The organism is Ornithinibacillus gellani (assembly GCF_003730295.1).
In the GTDB taxonomy this organism is placed as follows: Bacteria; Bacillota; Bacilli; order Bacillales; family Amphibacillaceae; genus Ornithinibacillus_A; species Ornithinibacillus_A gellani.
The window spans coordinates 24,595-44,483 of sequence record NZ_QTSZ01000022.1; the positions used below are offsets into that span (position 1 = coordinate 24,595).

Below are 19,889 nucleotides of genomic sequence, written 5' to 3' on the forward strand. Positions count from 1 at the left end.
TGAATTGAGCACGATTCTATAAGTGGGGAGTCGATGTATGTGAAGCAGAAGGCACTAGTTTACAATGAAAAGATAGAAAAAGTGTTGGGAAATATTCAAAAAGTAATGATAGGTAAAGAGGACGTCGCCATATTGAGCCTATCTGCATTGCTGGCTCAAGGACATGTTTTACTAGAGGATGTACCTGGAGTTGGAAAAACAATGCTCGTTCGCACATTGGCAAAATCATTAGATTGTGATTTTAAAAGAATCCAGTTCACCCCAGACCTACTACCCTCAGACGTTACCGGCATTTCTATATATAACCCGAAGGAACTAGAATTCGAGTTTCGTGGGGGACCAATCCTAGGCAATATTGTTTTAGCAGACGAAATTAACCGTACCTCACCGAAGACACAGTCATCTTTGTTAGAAGGAATGGAAGAAAAAAGCATCACGGTAGATGGCAAAACGATTCCGCTGAAGCAGCCTTTCTTTGTGATGGCCACTCAGAATCCGATTGAGTATGAGGGGACCTATCCATTGCCAGAGGCACAGCTCGACCGATTTATTTTAAAATTAAATATGGGTTACCCATCGATGCAGCAGGAGCTTGAAATGCTGGAAAGGACGTCAAGAAATCATCCGATTGAACAGATTGCCCCAGTGATGACAAGGGATGAGCTTGTTCAGATTCAGCAAGAGGTCATGGATGTTTATGTCGAAAGAAATGTACAGCAATATATTGTCAATATCGTCGCAAATACGAGAAATCGCAAAGAAATCTTTCTCGGGGTCAGCCCACGTGGTTCCATTGCATTGATGAAGATTGCGAAAGCATATGCCTATATTCATGGGCGTGATTTTGTGCTGCCTGATGATATTAAATATTTGGCCCCATTTGTTTTATCCCATCGAATTATCCTACATTCGGAAGCAAGGTATGATGGGAAAACAAATGAGGAAATCGTAGCAGCAATCGTAAAAGACACCTTTGTTCCTATTCGAAAGGATTTTGGCTAATGAAGGAGTCGATTCGTTTTTTTAGTAATTTGTTATTTATTTTTGTGTTGTTTTTTATTTTATTTGCATTTGCTATGTTTCAGGGCGGATTTACGAGCTGGTTTTTATTGTTCGGGTTTCTGCCCATCTTTCTTTATCATATTGGCCTCTTATTTTACCCCATTAAAAACTGGCAGGTTACAAGGGAAATACAACCGCAAACACTACATGCTGGCGGCCATTTTCAGGTGAAAGTTCGAATTGAACGAACGATTCCATTTCCGCTATATTATTGTATTTTCGAAGAGATTTTCCCGGAAAGTTTAAATTGGGTAGATAATCGAGAGCAAAAATACGTCGACTTTGACCAGCCAAATCGACTGCAAATTAAACGGAGCAGTAAGGTGATCATCTTTCCTTGGTTTCGTCGTGTCATGGAATATTCCTACTCCATGATGCAAATCCCGCGTGGAGAGCATCAGCTGCGTGCCATTCGCGTGCGTACGGGGGATGTTTTTGGTCTGATTAAAAAAGAATATCGATTTGAAACAGCTGATCAAATCATCACGTATCCAAATGAAAGACAATTACAATTGGCGGAGCGGACAAGTAGTCTGGAACAGGGCTCTGTTTCCACTTCTTCCTTTCATTTGAAAAATACGAATGTCGCGACCGGGATTCGTGAATATTTGCCAGGTGATAAATTTTCTTGGATTGATTGGAAGCAAACAGCGCGAAAAAATGAAGTCATGACGAAGGAATTTGAACAGGAAAAAAGCACAGATACACTCATTGTGCTGGATGAATGCAAGCATGCTTTTTATAATCCGCTTGTATTTGAGGCCATGGTGGAAATAAGCTTTTCATTCATGGAGGCGACAGAAAGACAGTCTTCCCAAATTGGTTTTCTGTCCATTGGTGCAGAAAGCTTTTATATGCCAGTCCAGCATAATCCGATAAAAAAGGAATTGGTTAGAAAGCATTTAACAACAGCTAAACCAGTGGAAGGTCCAGCATTTTCAGCCAGACTAAAGGAGGAAATGCTGAAGCTCTCCGGCAGCTATACGGTACGTTTGATTACCGCTTATATCGATGAAGGGCTGTTGGAATGTATCCGACAGTTTCGCATTCGGAATAAGTTCATCCACCTTATATACATTCATTCCGATTCGTTTATGCAGCAGCATGGAATAGGCTGGATCAAACAGCTGCAGCAAGAGGGAATTACGGTGAGCGTATTAACAGAAAAGCAGCTAATCAAAAATCCAGTTGAGGTGAAGGTCCTGTGAAAAAGAATAAAATACCGATACTTTACACCTCCATCTTGTATATTTGTGGTTTGCTGTTATTTATGGAATGGCTCTATCCCGTAACGGAAATTGCCGATAATACTGATTTACGCGTGTTTTTGATTTACACCTTATTTTGTTTCGCTATTTCCATGCTGGAAGTGAAGGGCTGGCTTTCCATGCTGCTCAAAGCAGGCGGTATGCTGCTGATTATTCATGGTTTGTATATCATGTACCCCCTCTTTAGCAGTGGCTGGTTCCAAGAGCTTTATGCGGAAGCGGCTTACAATATCGAAGCTTTGTTATCTCAACATTGGTATCAATTCACACCGATGTTTCAAAGCGTATTATTTCTATTATTGATATGGCTGATGAGTTATTTGATTCATTATTGGTTCATATATGCCAAGCGCATTTTTCTGTTTGTCGTACTGACCTTTTCATATATTGCGGTGCTGGATACCTTTACGACCTATGATGGCACGATGGCAATTATACGCACATTCGTGATCGCATTTGTCGCATTGGGAATGTCGAACTTTTTTAAAGAAATTCAATCTGAGAACATTCATTTTTCTTGGACGAAAAAAAATCCCATCTGGCTGCTGCCACTCATTCTTATTGTGTTATTTTCTACCTTTGTTGGTTATGCATCGCCGAAGTTTGAACCACAATGGGCAGATCCAGTTCCGTTTATTACCAATTTAACGGGGCAAGGGTCTGGTGGCTCGATTCAAAAGGTAGGCTATGGTGAGGATGACAGTAGATTAGGTGGTTCCTTTTTACAGGATTACACGACTGTATTCTATGCATCAGCAAGGAAGGATCATTATTGGCGGGTTGAAACAAAGGATGTATATACAGGTAAAGGTTGGGAATCCTCTAAAAATAATGATACAAAAACATTTACAGATGAACAAGCAATCGATAGCTTCGACTATCCCAATACGGTAGAAACAGAAACATTGGAAGCACATGTAGAATATGTGGATAATAAACGTATATCCAAGCTGCTTTATCCATATGGATTGACTACTGTTTCTGCAGCAGATACAACAGAATATGTTTTAAATGAAGGCGCACAATCGATTCAAACGATGCAAGACGGAAAGAACGTACCATTACAGAAATATACGATTTCCTATGACTATCCATCCTTTGATATCCGTGAGCTGCGGCTCGCTGATGAACAGGATGACCCAGAGGAAATTGCGGAGCGGTACACCCAACTCCCGCGCAATTTGCCACCACGGGTCAAAGAGCTAGCGGAAGAATTGACAGCAGATAGTAAGAATCGTTATGAAATGACCCGGGTGCTGGAAGGATATTTTAGCAGTGCAGAAGGTGGATTTGTGTACCAGATTAGCAATGTCCCTATACCAGAAGGCGGCGATGACTATGTGGATCAATTCTTATTTGATTCCAAGGCCGGCTACTGTGACAACTTTTCATCCTCAATGGTCGTCATGCTGCGTACGCTCGGAATACCAGCACGCTGGGCAAAAGGCTTTACCTCTGGTGAAGTCATAGAAAGCGGAGATATTGGGGAATTTGATCTATATGAAGTAACGAACGCCAATGCCCATTCCTGGGTTGAAGTCTATTTTCCGGGCTCTGGATGGGTACCATTTGAGCCAACACAAGGATTCGCTAACCTTGGGGAATTTCACGTGTCTCCTGAGGTAAATGAACCAGAGGAACCGGAAGAGCCGGTACAAGAAGAGGAAGAACCGGAACGAGAAATGCCGGAATTACCGGAGGATATCGAGGAGCCTGCAGAATCCGCTGCAGCAGATACACCTGAGGAAAGCAGCTTTACGAAATGGCATGTCATCATACCAATTGCGGTGCTATTGCTCGTTGGCTTTGTCCTATATCGCTTCCGCTTCCGTTTGCAAGCACACTTGATTGGCAATCGACTGGAACGAAAGGGAGATGCCAAAGCCTATCAGGATGCGTACCACTTTACATTGAAAGTACTCGGCCACAACGGAAATAAAAAGTATCCTGGACAAACATTAGGCGAGTTCGCGAATAAAATTGATAGCATGTACGCGACGAATTCGATGGGAATGCTAACCAATGTGTATGAGAGAATGATTTACAGCAGAAATCAGGAGCAAATACCTTCCGGCGAGATCACACAATTATGGAAAGATTTAATTAAAAAAATAATTGGTTGACCGAATCGATAGCCTTTCTGTAAAATAGTAGGATAGAAATTTCGGAACAGCGAGATGGTGGTTTCACCAGCATAAGTTGATAATTTTGATTAGGTTTTAACCTAGGATGGCTATGACGGCCATCCTAAATGACATAGACAGGAGCGTTCATACATGGAGAGCAACGAAATGATTGTCGTACTAGATTTTGGTAGTCAATATAACCAATTGATTACAAGAAGAATCAGGGAATTCGGTGTATACAGTGAACTGCATTCACATAAATTGACTGCAGCAGAATTAAAGGCGATGAACCCGAAAGGTATTATTTTATCAGGTGGTCCACACAGTGTTTATGATGAAAATAGCTTTCGCTGTGACCCGGAGATTTTTGAAATGGGCATTCCTGTACTCGGTATTTGCTATGGCATGCAGCTGATGGCACTTCATTTCGACGGGAAGGTAGAACGGTCTAAAAAACGTGAATATGGTAAAGCAACCATTCAAGTAAAAGAAGATGCCGTGCTATTTACAGGTACCCCTGCATCACAAACCGCATGGATGAGTCATGGGGATAAACTTGTTCAGGAGCCAGCATCCTTCCAAATTGATGCAACAAGTGCTTCAACACCAATTGCGGCCATGAGTAATACGGACAAGCAAATGTATGGTGTGCAATTTCACCCGGAAGTACGTCACTCCGAATACGGCAATGACGTGCTAAAGCAATTTGTATTTGACCGTTGCCAATGCAAAGGCGATTGGACCATCGAAAACTTTATTGATATGGAAGTAAAAAATATTCAGGATCGAGTAGGCAAACGTAAAGTACTTTGTGCACTAAGTGGCGGAGTAGATTCTTCCGTCGTCGCAGCATTGATTCACAAAGCAATTGGCGACCAGCTCACATGTATTTTTGTCGATCATGGCCTGCTACGGAAGAATGAAGCAGATGATGTCATGAAAACATTTGCCGATGATTTTCATATGAACATCATTAAAATCGATGCAAAAGACCGCTTCCTTGGTAAGCTGAAGGGTGTAGACGATCCAGAGAAGAAACGTAAAATAATCGGCAACGAATTTATTTACGTATTTGATGATGAAGCCGACAAGCTGAAGGATATTGAATTCCTTGCACAAGGTACACTTTATACAGATATTATTGAAAGTGGAACCGAAACAGCACAAACGATTAAATCACATCATAATGTAGGTGGATTGCCAGAGGACATGCAATTTGAACTCATCGAGCCATTGAACAGCCTATTTAAGGATGAGGTTCGCGAACTTGGCAGCCAGCTCGGTATCCCAGATCACATCGTATGGCGCCAGCCGTTCCCAGGACCAGGCCTCGCCATTCGCGTTCTAGGGGAAGTAACGGAAGAAAAATTGGAAATTGTTCGTGAGTCAGACGCAATCCTACGCGAGGAAATTGCCGCAGCAGGATTAGACCGCGACATTTGGCAATACTTCACCGTACTACCGAACATCCGCAGTGTCGGCGTCATGGGCGACACCCGGACATATGATTACACCATCGGAATTCGCGCAGTCACATCCATCGATGGAATGACATCCGACTGGGCACGCATACCATGGGATGTATTAGAAAAAATCTCCACACGAATCGTAAACGACGTAGAACACATCAACCGCGTCGTGTATGACATTACAAGCAAACCACCTGCTACGATTGAGTGGGAGTAGTTGTAGTAGAGCTAGAAACCTTTGTGTATCAAGGGTTTTTGGCTCTTTTTAATTTTGTATTGCACTTTTATTGCACTTTTTGTTTTTGCTTTCTTAAATAGTTAACAGTGAATTGATTTTTTGGTGAGGAATCATAGTTTTGTTCTGCTTGCTTGAATGTTATGATTCCGTTTAGTTTGTTAGCTACTTCAAAGTTACTATTTGGATAGAGGTGGCCATATGTTCCTAAAGTCGTTTCAATATCTTCATGTCCTAGACGGTCTTTAATTATGAGTGGATTTTCTCCCATACTAATAAGCAATGAAGCATGAGAATGACGCAATCCATGAATTCTGATTCGGTGAATCCCAGCTAGTTTTGCGTAACGCTCAATAGCATGTGAGAGAGTATGTTTTTGTGTTGGTATGCCATTGTAACTCATCACAAAATCTGTTTTGATAAGATCTTGTTGGACATTCTTCCATTCTGATAAAATATTTAATGTACATTCATCAAGTACAATGTGTCGAACACTCGCTTTTGTTTTTGGTTCAACAAATCTATAATTACTTTGGTTCTTATAATAAAGATTTTTGTTGATGGTTAGTATCCCCGAATCAAAATCAACATCCTCCCATTGAATGGCGGTAGCTTCACCAATTCGCATTCCTGTCATAAACAAGAACCATAAAGAAACAAAAAGGAAATGTTGGTAGTAATCCTTTTTATAAATGAAAGAAATTACTTTTTCAAATTCTTCTTTTGTCCAGAAGTCAATCTTTGTCTTTTGTTTTTTTACATTTCCAATAATCTTAGAAGGATTTGTCGATGTAATGCCTAATACAATCGCTCTATCCATAGCAACAGAAAATAAACCTTGAACGGCTCTTACATATGAAGATTTTAGGTTTTTCGATAGATTCAATTGCCAATTCTGTACATCAATAGGCTCAATATCAGAGACAGCCATTTTGTAAAAGTAAGGAAAATGCTTTTTAATACTTGGTAGACGATTTTCATATGTTCTGAGTTTTACTTGTGTCTTATACCAAGGAAGAAAAATTTCAAAGATATAATGTTCAAACAACATTTTGTTCTTGTTTTCACTTAATTCTTCTGGTTTCATAAGTAGTAGTTTCGAGTATTCTTTTCTTGCTTCTTTTTTTGTAGTAAATCCACTACGATATTTTTGAATCTTTTTGCCTTTAGAATCGTATCCTAGATTTACACGAAAATAGTAAGTACCATTTTTCGCTTTTTTAATCGGATCTTTAGCCATAGTTTTTACTCCTTACCGTGCAAAAACTAATCAGACCTGTTTTTATCTGAGAAATTGATTCCTAGAATTTCTTCTACAGCTTCACGTGGGACTCTATCTAGCTTTCTAGACTCATAATAGGTATGCCCCTTTGTAACCATTAATTCCTTTGCTTTTTTAATGATATCTGCTGAAAAAGAAGTTCCGTATCCTAGCTCAATTAAATCTTTTTTAGTAATTGTTATCATTGATACTCCTTTCCATTATAGGCTAGGGAAACTCCAATATTCGCCTATAATTATAACGCACTATTTAAAATAATTGAATTTTAAGTTGCATTTAGGGTTGATACTTTTATATGGTGGTATGATCTACAACTTCTCCCAAATCAAATGATATATAAGTAATCGAACAGCTTTGGTTAAGCTCACGGGAATTTCACCCCTGCATGGTTCGCATGCAGCTATACCCATTGCCTGTGACGCTTTAAACGCTCGGGCTGTGGCTGTACAGGAGTATCATTATCACGATAGAGAAGTCATGGCAGTGACTTGTCCAAAAGACACTTACGGATCACTGAAAAAATCGCTCGTTTTGCATTATCTTCAAAGTCATGGCGTATCAGTCCGTAGGCTCAATCTCTACCGAAATGTATTCGATCACTTTTTATTCAGTTGTCAAAGAACATTGGCTTGTCAGCCTATTAAAATACACCGAGACAGCATATTTTAATAGAATGACAAACTACTAATCAGGAAGCGTGAACGCTCCAACACGCTTCCGCGAATGGAGAATTGATTATTTAATTTCAAAAGTTAAAATCTTGGTAATTAATCTGGTTTCCATTCTGCCACGCAACGTTTCATCGACTATCATGTGTGAATTTCCGTATTCATCTTTCATTAGTCGAAGGGAGCGTTTTGAAAGATAACCTCTATAGTGTTTTACAATGTAATGAATGGTTTCTGTATCACCATCAGTTGCTTTTACAATAAGAGAGAAGGGGATCATAGGATATTTTGATTTCATTCTGTATGCTCCTCCATGAATTTTTTTATAAAAGCTAGTCCACTAGTTCGGTGACGATAGACTGTTGAACGACTTAATTTCAATAACTCTGCAATTTCCGCATCGCTCATATCCATAAAGTAATAAAGTAAAATGATGTTCCGCTTTTTATCTGTCAGATTCCGTAATGCTTCACTTAACAAATCACTTTCCACGCCAATACTAAAGCCGTTCAATGTGAAAATCTGTAAATCACTTGAATAGCTATCGATGGTAGAAAACTGATTGACGAGATAGTCACCTGTATCAGAGAAAGAAATTTCTTGTTTTGAAATTCTCGACAAGTGTTTGAAATAATCTTTGCGTTCATCTTCCATCGCACGCTTACAAATATAATCAAACTGATTTTCTATGGTAGTCCGAAAAGAAGATCGCTTCATGATTTCTCACCCCCTTTCTCGACATGAAAGGAAGTGTGCCCTGCTCTATTATTTCCTTTCGCACTAAGTCCCGACACGAAAGAGTTATTTGTTGCATATTTGATAAAAAAACTTTTAAAAAAGTTTTTAGCAAACAAAAAAACACATAATCAGATTGCTCAGTCTGTTTATGTGTTTCAGAAATTCGTCTTATATGATCTGAAAACCACATTTATAAGCATTTTTATCTAGGGTAGGTGGATAATCTTTTTTAATAAGGGTTCGGAAAACAAACATTGTTGAATAACAATATATTGCATGACGACTACCTCCTAGGAGCCGTCATCTTTTTAAAAAAGATTAAACTTCGTAAACCATCTGTAAATTTTGTATAAAAAGAAAGACGGCGGCTATTTAAACCGTCGTCTGGAAAGGGAATATCATTTTAGGCATGAAAAGGGCACTGCCAGATAACGGTTTTTTTTATTGCCGTCTGGCAGTATCTTTTATTGTATAAAGTAAAACAACAGGAACTGTATAACCACATAGTACGTTTTTCTATACCTGTCCCTAATTTAACAGGAACAGTAAAATGTATAGAGGTGGTTTATGATGCGTAAAAAAGAAGATAAATATGATTTTAGAGCGTTTGGGCTTGCGATAAAAGAAGCCCGTACAAAACAAGGTTTAACCCGAGAACAGGTCGGGGCATCGATAGAGATTGACCCACGTTATTTAACGAACATTGAGAATAAAGGACAGCATCCCAGCATACAAGTGCTTTATGATCTTGTATCATTACTAAATGTATCTGTTGATGAGTTTTTCCTACCCTCAAACAATCTGTCGAAAAGTACCATTCGTCTACAAGTAGAAAAACATATGGACAGCTTCACAGACAAAGAACTAATGCTTATGGAAGCTTTAGCAAACGGTATTAAAGAAGCAAAAGCTATAAAAGAAAAATAAACTTATATTTAACAAAAAGAGCCGATAAGATGAGATAGATGTATAAATCTCAAATTATCGGCTCTGCATCTATGTGTCTGGCTCTTTGATAACTGATATATTCATTTGTTGTACATTGATTAGAGTTTCATGTTTGCATTTCGGGCAAAATAAAGGGAATTTTTCCAGTACAGTATCATCACGAACTTTTATCCTTGTTTTGTTGCTACAAACAGGACAGTATATCCAATGTTTTTCCCCAAATTATCATTCCTCCTTTATTTTGTGTTACATAGTCTTTACTCAATTTCCGATTCTACTTAATCGAATACTTTATTAGAGTAACACTATGCAGAGCAGATATAACTTAGTAGTAAAAAAATGAATGAAACTAGTATTTCAATTCTAACGGTTTTCAGAAAATAATGTTCTTTAAACACTCAAAATCCATACACACCCAGTACTTTATCCAATACTTATCTTGTATGAAAAGGTTTAAAATCTTTCAATGGGTTCAGAGTTATGAGTAAATATCATAGAACTACTATTAACTATGCAAATCTCGCCCTCTATACCTAGAATAGGTTAAGTAGCCAGCCGTTACAGTTATTACAACAGCGAGTAAGATATAAAACACGCTGATACCATTTTCAACGAGTCCCGTACCTGTAAAATACATAAAAGGTGTTAAAACACTTAGAAAATCAATCGTCCCAATCAACTTTATAATTATCATTAAGAAATATGAAAGGGCAACAAATAACGCTGAAAAAGAGAGAGCTTTTCCATAACTTGAAAATATTGCGGAAAATAGAAGACCTATAAATAAAAAGAGTATTTGAACAATAAACATAGACGGTAAAGTGGTAGCAATTTCACTTAAAATACTTCCTCCTTCTATTTGTGGAACTAACATGATCAGGTTCCCTATCAATGCTGTTAATGTAATAATGACTATATTAACGATAGCAGCAATAATCTTGCTAGTAATAATATCTTTACGAGTAAATGGTTTCGTAAAAATGAATTCAGCTGTCCTGTTTCGCTCTTCTTTACTAATGATAGTCGCTCCTAACACAGCTGCGTGTGTAAATGCTATTATACAATACCACAAGTACATCATCACATAATATCCTATGGGTGTGTTAACAGGGATAGAGTCAATTCCAAAACCAATTGCTAGGACGGAGGGCAGAGACTCAAACAAATCCATTATTGCATCTCCTGCCTCTACTACAACAGAATATTCTGCTGCACCAATGGCTATCATGCCAAGCATTACTCCTATCCAAATTAATAAACTTCTTCGGTTTTCTTTCAATTCTTTTCTTACCATAGCTTGCATTTTTTAACCTCCTTATAAGACCATTTTCATATCTTTTCTAATATAAGTGATATAGCTTGTGATAAAAAATAATAGTAACAAAGCAAAAAATAAAGTAATATAACCAGCTTCGTAATTTTCTGATGCTAGAACAAGATTAAAGTCAAAATATCTAAATGGAGAAAACAGTCTAGCAATAGTACTCTGTACAACATTAGAAAATAATCCTATTACATAAAACCCAAAAGAAATCCCTAACGCTAAAGGTAAAGGTGCACTAACTCTGGATACAATAGTACTTATCATTATTCCTAATAGTAAGAAAAACAACTGAATCAAAGGGAAAGTTAGATAGATTTGAAAAAAATGACTAAATGAAAACCCTTGTTCAGAAATCATACTAATTGTTACAAAGGATGCTAGAAAATAGCATATTCCAATTATGGCAATTACACAAAGCGAGGCCATCAGTTTTGACAAAAAAATCTTTGTTCTTGAGTATGGTTTAGTTATCAGAAAATCAGCAGTGTTTTGCATGTGTTCTTTAGTGATAATAGAAAGTCCTAAATTGCATGCTTGAATGGCTGCAGCTACTAAAATAATACTATTTAGATAGCTAAAAATCCCTGTCGTGGTAATGAATAAATCGATGCTAATCCCCATTGTATCTAACATGGGATTATCAGCCAATGACTCTGTAGCAGATGGGTCTCCTGTAAGTGAGACAAACATTGGTAACAACAGTATTATTGTGGCTACTAATCCTATAGACCAAACTAAAATAGAACCTCTATATTGTTTCATTTCAAAACGAAAAATGTTCATTTGTTTCCCTCCTTATTGATAGTAATGCATAAAAATTTCTTCCAGAGAAGGTTCTTCTATAAAAATATCTGTTATATTCAAGGTTGAAAAACTATTAATTAAGTTATTAACATTTCCGTTATACATAAAACTAATCTCTTCTTCTTGTTGTTTAAATTCTGATATCCCTTCTAAAGTGAACACCTGTTTTGAAACGGGTTCTTTCGTACTTAATTGAATACTTTTATATGTGCTAGAACGCAATTCATGAATACTTTGAAGGCTAATAATTTTCCCCTCTTTAATAAAAGCAACACGATCACACATTTTCTGTATCTCACTAAGAATATGAGAAGAAAATAATATAGTAGCCCCTTTTTCATTTTCTTCTTTAAGGATCTCAAAGAAAGTATCTTGCATTAAAGGGTCTAAGCCACTAGTCGGTTCATCTAAAATAATCAGTTTGGGAGAATGCAATAACCCTGCAACAATTCCTACCTTTTTCTTATTTCCAAAGGAAAGATCACGAATTTTTCTACTGGTATCTAATTTAAGCCGTTCAGTAAGTTCCTCAATTCGTTTCGAACAATCTTTTTGATACAGTTTAGCAGTATAATCAAGCAATCCCTTAACTGTCATTCCTTCGTAAAAAAATGTTTCGGATGGAAGATATCCTACATCCTTTGCAATAGAAGGTGCCTCCTTGATACAGTCCTTACCGAAAATAGTGGCACTTCCTGATGTTGGATGAATCAAGGCTAATAAAGTACGAATGGCAGTAGATTTTCCTGCACCGTTCGGACCAATGAAACCAAAAATTTCTCCTTCCTTAACAGAAAAGCTGACATTATCAATCCCTCTGTGCTTGCCATATTGCTTTGTGAGATTCTGGATTTCAATTACATTTTTTCTCATAATAATATTTCCCCTTCCATATTCTTTTTTTACTGATCATTTATAAAAATTCCTTTTAAAGAGTTGCATACATTCTTCAAACACACTATATAATTCATCAAAATCAGTTTCTTCTGCGTCTGCCATTTTACTCATGTAACCCTCAGATATCCAGTCAATCATGTTCATGACAAGGTTTGGATCAATATCGTCTTTAAATTTCGAAAAATCTGCACCATCAAAGGTTATTTCTTGCCCCATAGTTTTGCCATCATCTTTGCTAAAAATAGTTCTTATCTCTTCCTTAACTTCATCAGCATTTTCAAAATATGCACTCTGAATAAACGAAGGAACATTAGGATGTTTTTCCATCAAAGCAATCTTCAGCTTACTTGTATATAAAATCCTATCAAATAAATCTGTAATACTATCATCAAATTTTTCGACAACTTCAGTGCTAATACTATCGACACACGTATTTACCAAATATATATATAGCTCTTTCTTTGTCCCAAAGTAATGAAATACCATTGCTTTCGAAATTCCTGCAGCACTGGCAATATCACTTATGGATGTTTTTTTATAACCGTTCGTTCCAAAGGATTTTAATGCAGCATCAATAATTAAATTTTGTTTTTTCACAGGCAAACTTAAAAATTTTTCCAAATAACTCACCTCCTTCTCAAACAATATAAACCGAATCGGTTTATGAGTATTATAATAACATCATAAACCGATTCGGTCAATTAATGTGGAAATTATTTGTAATTAAGAAAGCAAGTTTACTAATTCATTAATTTTGATCTACAATCATCCAGTTTGTATCTTTTTCTAAGGTCAATTCATACTGTGAAAGCTGTGTTGCTTTGGTTGTTTCATCCAAATATTTTACCGTGACCCATGCTTTAATCTGATTATCCTTTTCTTGATATATAGGATTAACAAGTTCAGAAAATGTATAGTCCTTTTCAATGGCTGGTAAAGTATTATTCTTCACATAATAGGCAAGTTCTTGTTCTGTGGCGGTGGGATAGGAGGCAAAGAAGGTTTCTAGGAATAGAGTGACTTCTTCTGCAATTTCTGATTCCACCGTCCCATCGCTTTCCACTTGTTCTGGAGCGAAACTAGATTTTTCAGGTTTGTTCCAGATTGTAGGATTTTGGGTAATGACCAGATTTCCCTGTTCATCTTGATAGAGTACAATACGATAGGTTGAACTTATTAACGTACTGTCTTTTTCCTCTGTAATTTTTTGCTGTACGGAATAAACCACCGAAAAGGTATTTTCCTTTTCTTCTGTTAACGACCAAATATTGATACCTTGAACAGTCGAGCTGGTAGGAATATCCTCTCGAACCATATCCGCATTTAAAGCTTGCAGTTCTTCAATCAGATAATCAGTAACCTTTTCTGTTCGTTCTTCCAAGGCTTCTGATTCATTTTCCCAAGTATAATAGTCTTTCACAAAGATTTTTGTAAAGCTCTCAATGGCAGTTGTATCTCTCATATGGTTCTCCACAATTTCTCTCACATGAATGGTATGCTGATCAATCGCTGTAAAGTTTTTATAAATGGCAAAGGCAAGACTGCCAATGAGTAGTATCCATAAAAAAGCCACTGTTTTTTTACGTGTACCAACAGTCCGTACTTTCGTTTTCTTAGGTTTTGTTTTCAGCGTTTGTTTTTCTTTTTTCTTAAAAAAGTTTTTCATCTATTCCAACCCTCTCTATTGTTTGATACGCCCGGCTCCAATAAGATGCTTCTTCCAGTAAGCAGTAGTTAAGTCAGCATAACCAATCGGATCTCCTGCTTGGTACATCTGATTATTTCCAAGATAGATTCCAACATGGGTGACATAAGTTCCTGCATTATACGTGGAGTGAAAGAACACTAAATCGCCTGGCTTAGCTTCTGATAAAGAAATCGACTCGGTTGCATCATATTGTTGTTGGGCTGTTCTGGGTAAATTAATCCCCGCTTTCTTGTAACTCCATTGTGTCAGTCCACTACAATCAAAAGAAGTGCTCGGATTGTCTCCCCCAAAGACATAAGGATATCCCTCATACTTTAGAGCTTCATCCATTACGGTCTGAACTAATTCATTATCAAATTGAGGCGAGATAAAATATTGACCCACTAAATCGACATAAAACATATTGCCGTAACGGTAACGCCAACCGCCGTTTTTCTTTACGGCTATGGGGTTCGAGTAAGTGACTTTGCTCCCACCTGAACGTTCCTTCGCAAAGTTCTCTGCAAGTTCAAAGTTGTACTGGGAACCTCTTTTTGCGACATAATCAATAAATGCACCGCCATAGTTATAAGCTTGAATGACTATATTAATATCGCCCCCATTTTTTTCTACGGAATGTAATAAACCCGAAAAGTATTTAGTTCCTTGTTTAATTGAAGCTTCGGTATCTAAAGAATTGGGGGGAAGTCCCAATGATTCACTTGATTGCATCACGTCTGGAACTTTTCCACCACTCTCTACTTGAATAATGGCAAGTAGAGTTGGGACATACTCACTTATTCCATACACTTGTGCATATTTTTCTACCATTGGCTGATGTTTTAACACATCTTCGGAGACCGATACATCGCCGATATCATGAATGAAATCCCTGTTATCTGATGAATGTTCTTCATTCGATATAAAAATAGCTACAAATGCTAACAGTCCTAAAAAGGCAAGAAATCCTATTCCGCCAGCAATTAACATGATCTTTAATCTCATGACTTTCATTAGCGTTTCCTCCTAACAGCATGGATTGGACGCTTAGTGATTTGTTTCTGGTTTGTACTTTTCAACGGTTTAGAAGGACGCTTGATGATTGTCCGACTATTTTTTGGTCGAGAACGTTCTTCATTGGGAGATCGGCTTTCTTTTTTTACAGGTTGGTTTGGATAATCAATAAAATGTTCTTTTCTGTCTGGACTCGATAACTGTCGTTGTAACTTGAATTGCTTCCTATGCTCGCTTTTTGTGACAGGTCTTGTCTTTTCTTTTTGTTGAACAGTTGAGTTTTTTAATCGATCTTGATGTACAGATTCATTGACATTTTGTGTTACTGGCCGTTTAGGATTGACAAATTCCCGAAGAGGGGTACGCTTTTTGTCCAATGCTTGCCGCCTATCTGCAATGGTTTGACGATGTTTTGCTTCACGTGCTTTATTTACTTGCTGTCTTTTTTCTTTTGCCTGTTTTATGCCTTCTTTAAAATCACGGGCAGGTTTTGTCAGTTGTTCTTTTCCTTTCATGACTGCATATTGAGCAGTAGTAGGCAAATCATGCAATTGTTCTTTGTGATGCTTGATATTCGCACGGAATTGATTTTTTGTACCAAGCACTTTCCCTGTTACTTGTCCTACTTTCTGGCTCAAAGAGGTTGGTTTTGTATTGGCATTTGAGCGTTCTTTGTTATTTTTTGTAGTCGATGTTAGCCGCTGTAATGGTCGAATAGGGGAGAAGGAACCTTTTGTTTGCTTTGATTTCCCGACCATTGCTCCGACAGTTGCTCCAGTTGTTGCACCCGCAAGGGTGCGTCCAATGGTTCGCTGTAATCGGCGACTGCCCCGATTAAACATGCGGTAAGGACGACGCATGACTTGACGTCCAACTTGTTGCGAGTCACTACTTTGCAGTTTAAACATGCTCATAATGTCACCAAGTTTCATGTAAATGCCCGCAAACGTCACAATCTGTAAGAAGGCAATTAAGAAAAAAGGATAACTTGTTGTTAAACTGTAAAGCATGGATGAAATACTAAAAGCAACGGTAATGATTAATGTAATCCCAGCACGAAGCATGATCACATTAAACAATTTCATAATCGCTTGTTTTCCCATATTTTCAAAAGTCGGTATCATCGACAATAAAAAACCGATAGGTAGAAACATGGCATAGATAATAAACAGAATTTGTGAGAAAATCATAATACCCGATAGAAGAAACACGAAAATGGAAATGCCAATATTAAATAGAAATAAAAAGAAGACCATTCCTAAACGTGTAGTAGTCTTCGTAATCGTTAAATTTTTATTGTCGTGATCTTCAATTTCTGTTTTGACGGCACCTTCCCGATCTTTTCCGTTATTTGCATCTGGACTAATGGAAACTAAGGCTTCAACACGTTCTTCGCCAATTGTTTCTTTATCTGAATCATCGAACTGCAACAGTAACCAAGGCTGCTCCACTTGAATGGAAAAGAGGTTATTTCGTATCATATCCACGCTGTCTTTGCCTTGACTTGTCGAGTTCGGCATCAATATTTTGGTTCCTAAATCTAAACTTGCTTGACTAATATCTGCTGAAAAGTCATTAATTTTCGTAATATATGTTGGAGCATAGGCGATAAAGGATGCGGACAAAATAAACACGACTAAAAAGTTTAAAATGGCCCGTATTGCTTTTGTTGTTTCCCGTTTCATTAATCCTGTATAGGCCACGTAAATCCCGATGACTAAAATAAAGATAAGCAGGAAGCCCACATAAAACCCCGAACTGCTAAAACCACTTGCCGTAATTCCAGCCAATGTTTGCATATTCTTCCCGATGGCATCCGCTGTTTGTGAAATGAAATCCAGTGAATAGGCTTGTTGGATTAAGTAGCCTGTCGCATTTGATAAATACAGGCTAATAATCCAAATAAAATTGGTGATTGTATATAAGCCATACATCACTTGTTTTCCGATGCCATCATTCCAGTTCCACGGGAGCCAATCCCAATCTGTATCAACGTAAAAATCAAGCTGATAATGGTCAAGGGCATATTTAGAATACAAATTGTCTTCCGATATCGTATCATCCACTAATCCAGCAGCTTGTGCTAATGTACCAAGTAAAAGAAGACATAGAAAAACGGCGGCACCAATAAGTACCACCGTCAGAACTATTTTTATCAATTTTTGTTTGTTCATATTGTCACCTCGTTTCCTTTTCCCTTACAGGTGGTCGAGTATCGAAAGCATCAAATAAATCTTCAAATACAGGATGGACTTGAATAATCCCGACACGCCCATATAAATCTTGCATCAAACATTGTCCATTTTCGAGTTCCCGTAGTCGCCTTTGATTTTCTTCATCTTCTTTATCCACTCCAAAGAATTCAAGTGTCTTTTTAATTTCATTGATATCTCTGGATCGAAAGGCAAATTTCACACCTATATTATTTTTTAATTTTTCATCCGTTAAATCTGCCGCATTCTGGGTAACAAAGTAGACACCGGCATTCATGGCACGCCCTGCACGAACCAATTTATTGGAAAGTGTTTTTCCTTGTGCGACTTGCAGGAAGGACCAGGCTTCATCCAAATCGACGATTTTAAAAATACTTCTATCAGAATGGATAAAGTCTAATGCAAAGGTGGAAATGACAATCAGCATGGCGACACTAAGCAGTTCCATTGTTGTATATTCTTCAAAAGTTGTTTCTGCATCAGGCAAGACCAAATCGGCTACTTGAATGATATTTAATTGTTTTTCTAAACTAATCGAATTTTTCACCGTTCCATCTGAAAAGAGTAGGTGGGCAAAGTCATAATCGGTAAAACTTTCGATATGGTCAGCAATAGGGCCTGCTATAGGGTTGGGATCACTTCTTAATTCATGAATCACAAGAAGCAAGCCACGTTCTTCTTGTTGACCGACTGCCCGAATCGCTCGTCGTAATACAGGAAATTTATCTCCATCTCGACTCGATATACCCGTAAGGAAAGTCAAAATATCAATCGCAAGACTTTCTGAATCCTTTTTCTTCTTCATAATGACAAAAGGATCAAGTAGTCCTTTGTTGGAATCATCACTTGTTAAATTGACAATATTTATTTCATGTGCGATTTCGGGTAACGTTTCCTTCCATCTTCCTCGTTCTGCCTTAGGATCAACAATGAGTGCTTGTCCACCGAAGAGAACCGCATAATAGACAAGTAGGTTATTACTAAACGATTTTCCACCACCCAGTGAGCCTAAGAAAGCAGAAGCTAACGCATTGGTGACCGAACCTTTAACCCCTTGACTAGCTAAGCTCGGGTTAAGATAGACATTTCTTCCCGTATCCAAGTTGTAACCAAAATAAATCCCTTCCGTTTCTCCGAGCATCTGTGTAGCGCCAAACCCAAGTCCTGCCAAAAAGTCAGATGTAACATACTGAATATAATCATTCATATAGCGTTTACTGGCTGGGATAAATTCACTGTGTAATCCGATCATATCTCCAAACGGACGAACAAGTTTTACGTTCAAATCGTCGTAAAAATCTTTAACTTCATTACAACGCTGTTTAAGTTCGTCTAAATTAGGGGCGGATACTCGAATGACATAGCTTAATTTATACATTGATTCTTTCGTTTGGTCGAGCACGTCTTCTAATTCGTTCACCTGTTCCAATGCGTCGATCACGTTACTGCCTGTTTCGTTATCAGATTCCCAAGCATGATTATCTAAGTCTTTGAGTTCCTTTTTCTTATTCCGCACAGTCGATAACGCTTTTTTATTCGTTACAATTTCCACATTCATGGACGTATCAATCGGGAAGGTGAATTGTTGTTGCTGGTAATAAAAGATTTCATTCGATGGAAATTCAAGATCACCGACAATCGAATTAATCGTAAAATAAGCAACATAAGTAGTCTGTTCTTCTTGTTCAATTTTTAAATAACGCTGGTTTTCCTCAATCAAACAACGAGTCGGTTTAATCAAGTCATAACGCTTCACTAACGTTTCCTTTTTTAACTTCTTTAGAGGGAGGGCATAATCATATTCCTCATAAGCAATGTCTGATTGTCCATGAAGATGTTCAATTAGATAGCCAAAATCATTTTTATTTAAAGGGCGGATCTTAAAACGTCTAGCTATTTTGTTTTGTAATAAAGATTCCATTTTAGAGAACCGTCTCATTTCTTCATGAGGCATAGAAACAAAATCTCCCATAAGATGATGGTTCGCATCACGAATAAAAGAAGATAGAGAAGTAGTTACTGACCTTTGTATATGGTACTCTAAAATTGAACCACCATCGCACTTGAAAACTGAACCACTTCAGTAGAAAATATCCTTAGCACAACTGTCGCTAAGGGGGAAGCTGGAGTGATCACTTTGAAGATGAAGCAAGA

17 protein-coding genes and 1 pseudogene are annotated in these 19,889 nt (G+C 37.7%); 5 read left to right on the plus strand and 13 right to left on the minus strand.

Translation table 11 applies throughout. The features are described 5' to 3' along the window. The first annotated feature begins 39 nt into the window (after window positions 1-39). From DX933_RS07180 to guaA, 4 genes are all read left to right on the plus strand, one after another. Window positions 40-1,002, plus strand: a complete 963-nt coding sequence (locus DX933_RS07180; RefSeq protein ID WP_123315810.1) for an AAA family ATPase — start codon at window positions 40-42, stop codon at window positions 1,000-1,002. Further along, window positions 1,002-2,270: a DUF58 domain-containing protein gene (locus DX933_RS07185; protein ID WP_123315798.1), complete on the plus strand. Its 1,269-nt coding sequence runs from the start codon at window positions 1,002-1,004 to the stop codon at window positions 2,268-2,270. Before DX933_RS07180 ends, DX933_RS07185 begins: the two co-directional genes overlap by 1 nt. After that, window positions 2,267-4,453 carry a transglutaminase-like domain-containing protein gene (locus tag DX933_RS07190; protein ID WP_223805905.1) on the plus strand — a complete coding sequence of 729 codons (2,187 nt, stop codon included), beginning with the start codon at window positions 2,267-2,269 and terminating at the stop codon, window positions 4,451-4,453. The genes DX933_RS07185 and DX933_RS07190 overlap by 4 nt, the downstream gene beginning before the upstream one ends. Before the next feature lie 153 nt (window positions 4,454-4,606). Further along, window positions 4,607-6,142 (plus strand): glutamine-hydrolyzing GMP synthase, encoded by a 1,536-nt coding sequence (guaA, locus tag DX933_RS07195; protein ID WP_123315799.1) that lies wholly within the window; start codon window positions 4,607-4,609, stop codon window positions 6,140-6,142. Between the two features lie 67 nt (window positions 6,143-6,209). Here guaA and DX933_RS07200 read toward each other — a convergent pair whose 3' ends face one another. From DX933_RS07200 to DX933_RS07220, 4 genes are all read right to left on the minus strand, one after another. Further along, entirely contained in the window at window positions 6,210-7,400 is a 1,191-nt protein-coding gene (locus tag DX933_RS07200) for a site-specific integrase (RefSeq protein ID WP_123315800.1), read from the minus strand. Between the two features lie 26 nt (window positions 7,401-7,426). Then, the gene (locus DX933_RS07205; RefSeq protein WP_123315801.1) at window positions 7,427-7,627 is read right to left on the minus strand and encodes a DUF3173 domain-containing protein; all 201 of its coding nucleotides are present in this window, start codon (window positions 7,625-7,627) and stop codon (window positions 7,427-7,429) included. Window positions 7,628-8,177: 550 nt separating this feature from the next. Continuing rightward, complete coding sequence (locus tag DX933_RS07215) at window positions 8,178-8,408, minus strand: helix-turn-helix domain-containing protein (RefSeq protein ID WP_072741227.1); 231 nt, start codon at window positions 8,406-8,408, stop codon at window positions 8,178-8,180. Then, a complete protein-coding gene (locus tag DX933_RS07220) occupies window positions 8,405-8,827 on the minus strand; it encodes an RNA polymerase sigma factor (protein WP_072741226.1) in 423 nt (140 codons plus the stop codon). Before DX933_RS07220 ends, DX933_RS07215 begins: the two co-directional genes overlap by 4 nt. A 591-nt stretch (window positions 8,828-9,418) precedes the next feature. Here DX933_RS07220 and DX933_RS07225 point away from each other — a divergent pair. Next, on the plus strand, window positions 9,419-9,775 hold the full coding sequence (locus DX933_RS07225) for a helix-turn-helix domain-containing protein (protein WP_123315802.1): 357 nt from the start codon (window positions 9,419-9,421) through the stop codon (window positions 9,773-9,775). A 69-nt stretch (window positions 9,776-9,844) separates the two neighbouring features. Here the strand turns inward: DX933_RS07225 and DX933_RS07230 are convergent, their stop codons facing one another. The 9 genes and pseudogenes from DX933_RS07230 to tcpF form a co-directional block, all read right to left on the minus strand. Continuing rightward, entirely contained in the window at window positions 9,845-10,000 is a 156-nt protein-coding gene (locus DX933_RS07230) for a cysteine-rich KTR domain-containing protein (protein ID WP_123315812.1), read from the minus strand. A gap of 301 nt (window positions 10,001-10,301) precedes the next feature. Further along, the gene (locus DX933_RS07235) at window positions 10,302-11,099 is read right to left on the minus strand and encodes an ABC transporter permease subunit (RefSeq protein ID WP_123315803.1); all 798 of its coding nucleotides are present in this window, start codon (window positions 11,097-11,099) and stop codon (window positions 10,302-10,304) included. 12 nt (window positions 11,100-11,111) lie between these two features. Then, window positions 11,112-11,903 carry an ABC transporter permease gene (locus DX933_RS07240; protein ID WP_123315804.1) on the minus strand — a complete coding sequence of 264 codons (792 nt, stop codon included), beginning with the start codon at window positions 11,901-11,903 and terminating at the stop codon, window positions 11,112-11,114. A 12-nt stretch (window positions 11,904-11,915) separates the two neighbouring features. Continuing rightward, entirely contained in the window at window positions 11,916-12,797 is an 882-nt protein-coding gene (locus tag DX933_RS07245) for an ABC transporter ATP-binding protein (protein ID WP_123315805.1), read from the minus strand. Between the two features lie 36 nt (window positions 12,798-12,833). Next, window positions 12,834-13,442 carry a TetR/AcrR family transcriptional regulator gene (locus tag DX933_RS07250; protein WP_123315806.1) on the minus strand — a complete coding sequence of 203 codons (609 nt, stop codon included), beginning with the start codon at window positions 13,440-13,442 and terminating at the stop codon, window positions 12,834-12,836. A 127-nt stretch (window positions 13,443-13,569) separates the two neighbouring features. After that, window positions 13,570-14,487, minus strand: coding sequence for a conjugal transfer protein (locus tag DX933_RS07255; RefSeq protein ID WP_123315807.1), 918 nt, complete (start codon window positions 14,485-14,487; stop codon window positions 13,570-13,572). Window positions 14,488-14,502: 15 nt separating this feature from the next. Next, the gene (locus DX933_RS07260; protein WP_190279444.1) at window positions 14,503-15,513 is read right to left on the minus strand and encodes a bifunctional lytic transglycosylase/C40 family peptidase; all 1,011 of its coding nucleotides are present in this window, start codon (window positions 15,511-15,513) and stop codon (window positions 14,503-14,505) included. 8 nt (window positions 15,514-15,521) lie between these two features. Continuing rightward, the gene (locus DX933_RS07265; protein ID WP_123315809.1) at window positions 15,522-17,696 is read right to left on the minus strand and encodes a CD3337/EF1877 family mobilome membrane protein; all 2,175 of its coding nucleotides are present in this window, start codon (window positions 17,694-17,696) and stop codon (window positions 15,522-15,524) included. Between the two features lie 4 nt (window positions 17,697-17,700). Then, window positions 17,701-19,761: pseudogene (gene tcpF / locus DX933_RS07270) on the minus strand (conjugal transfer ATPase TcpF); the annotation flags it as partial. Window positions 19,762-19,889: the final 128 nt, after the last annotated feature.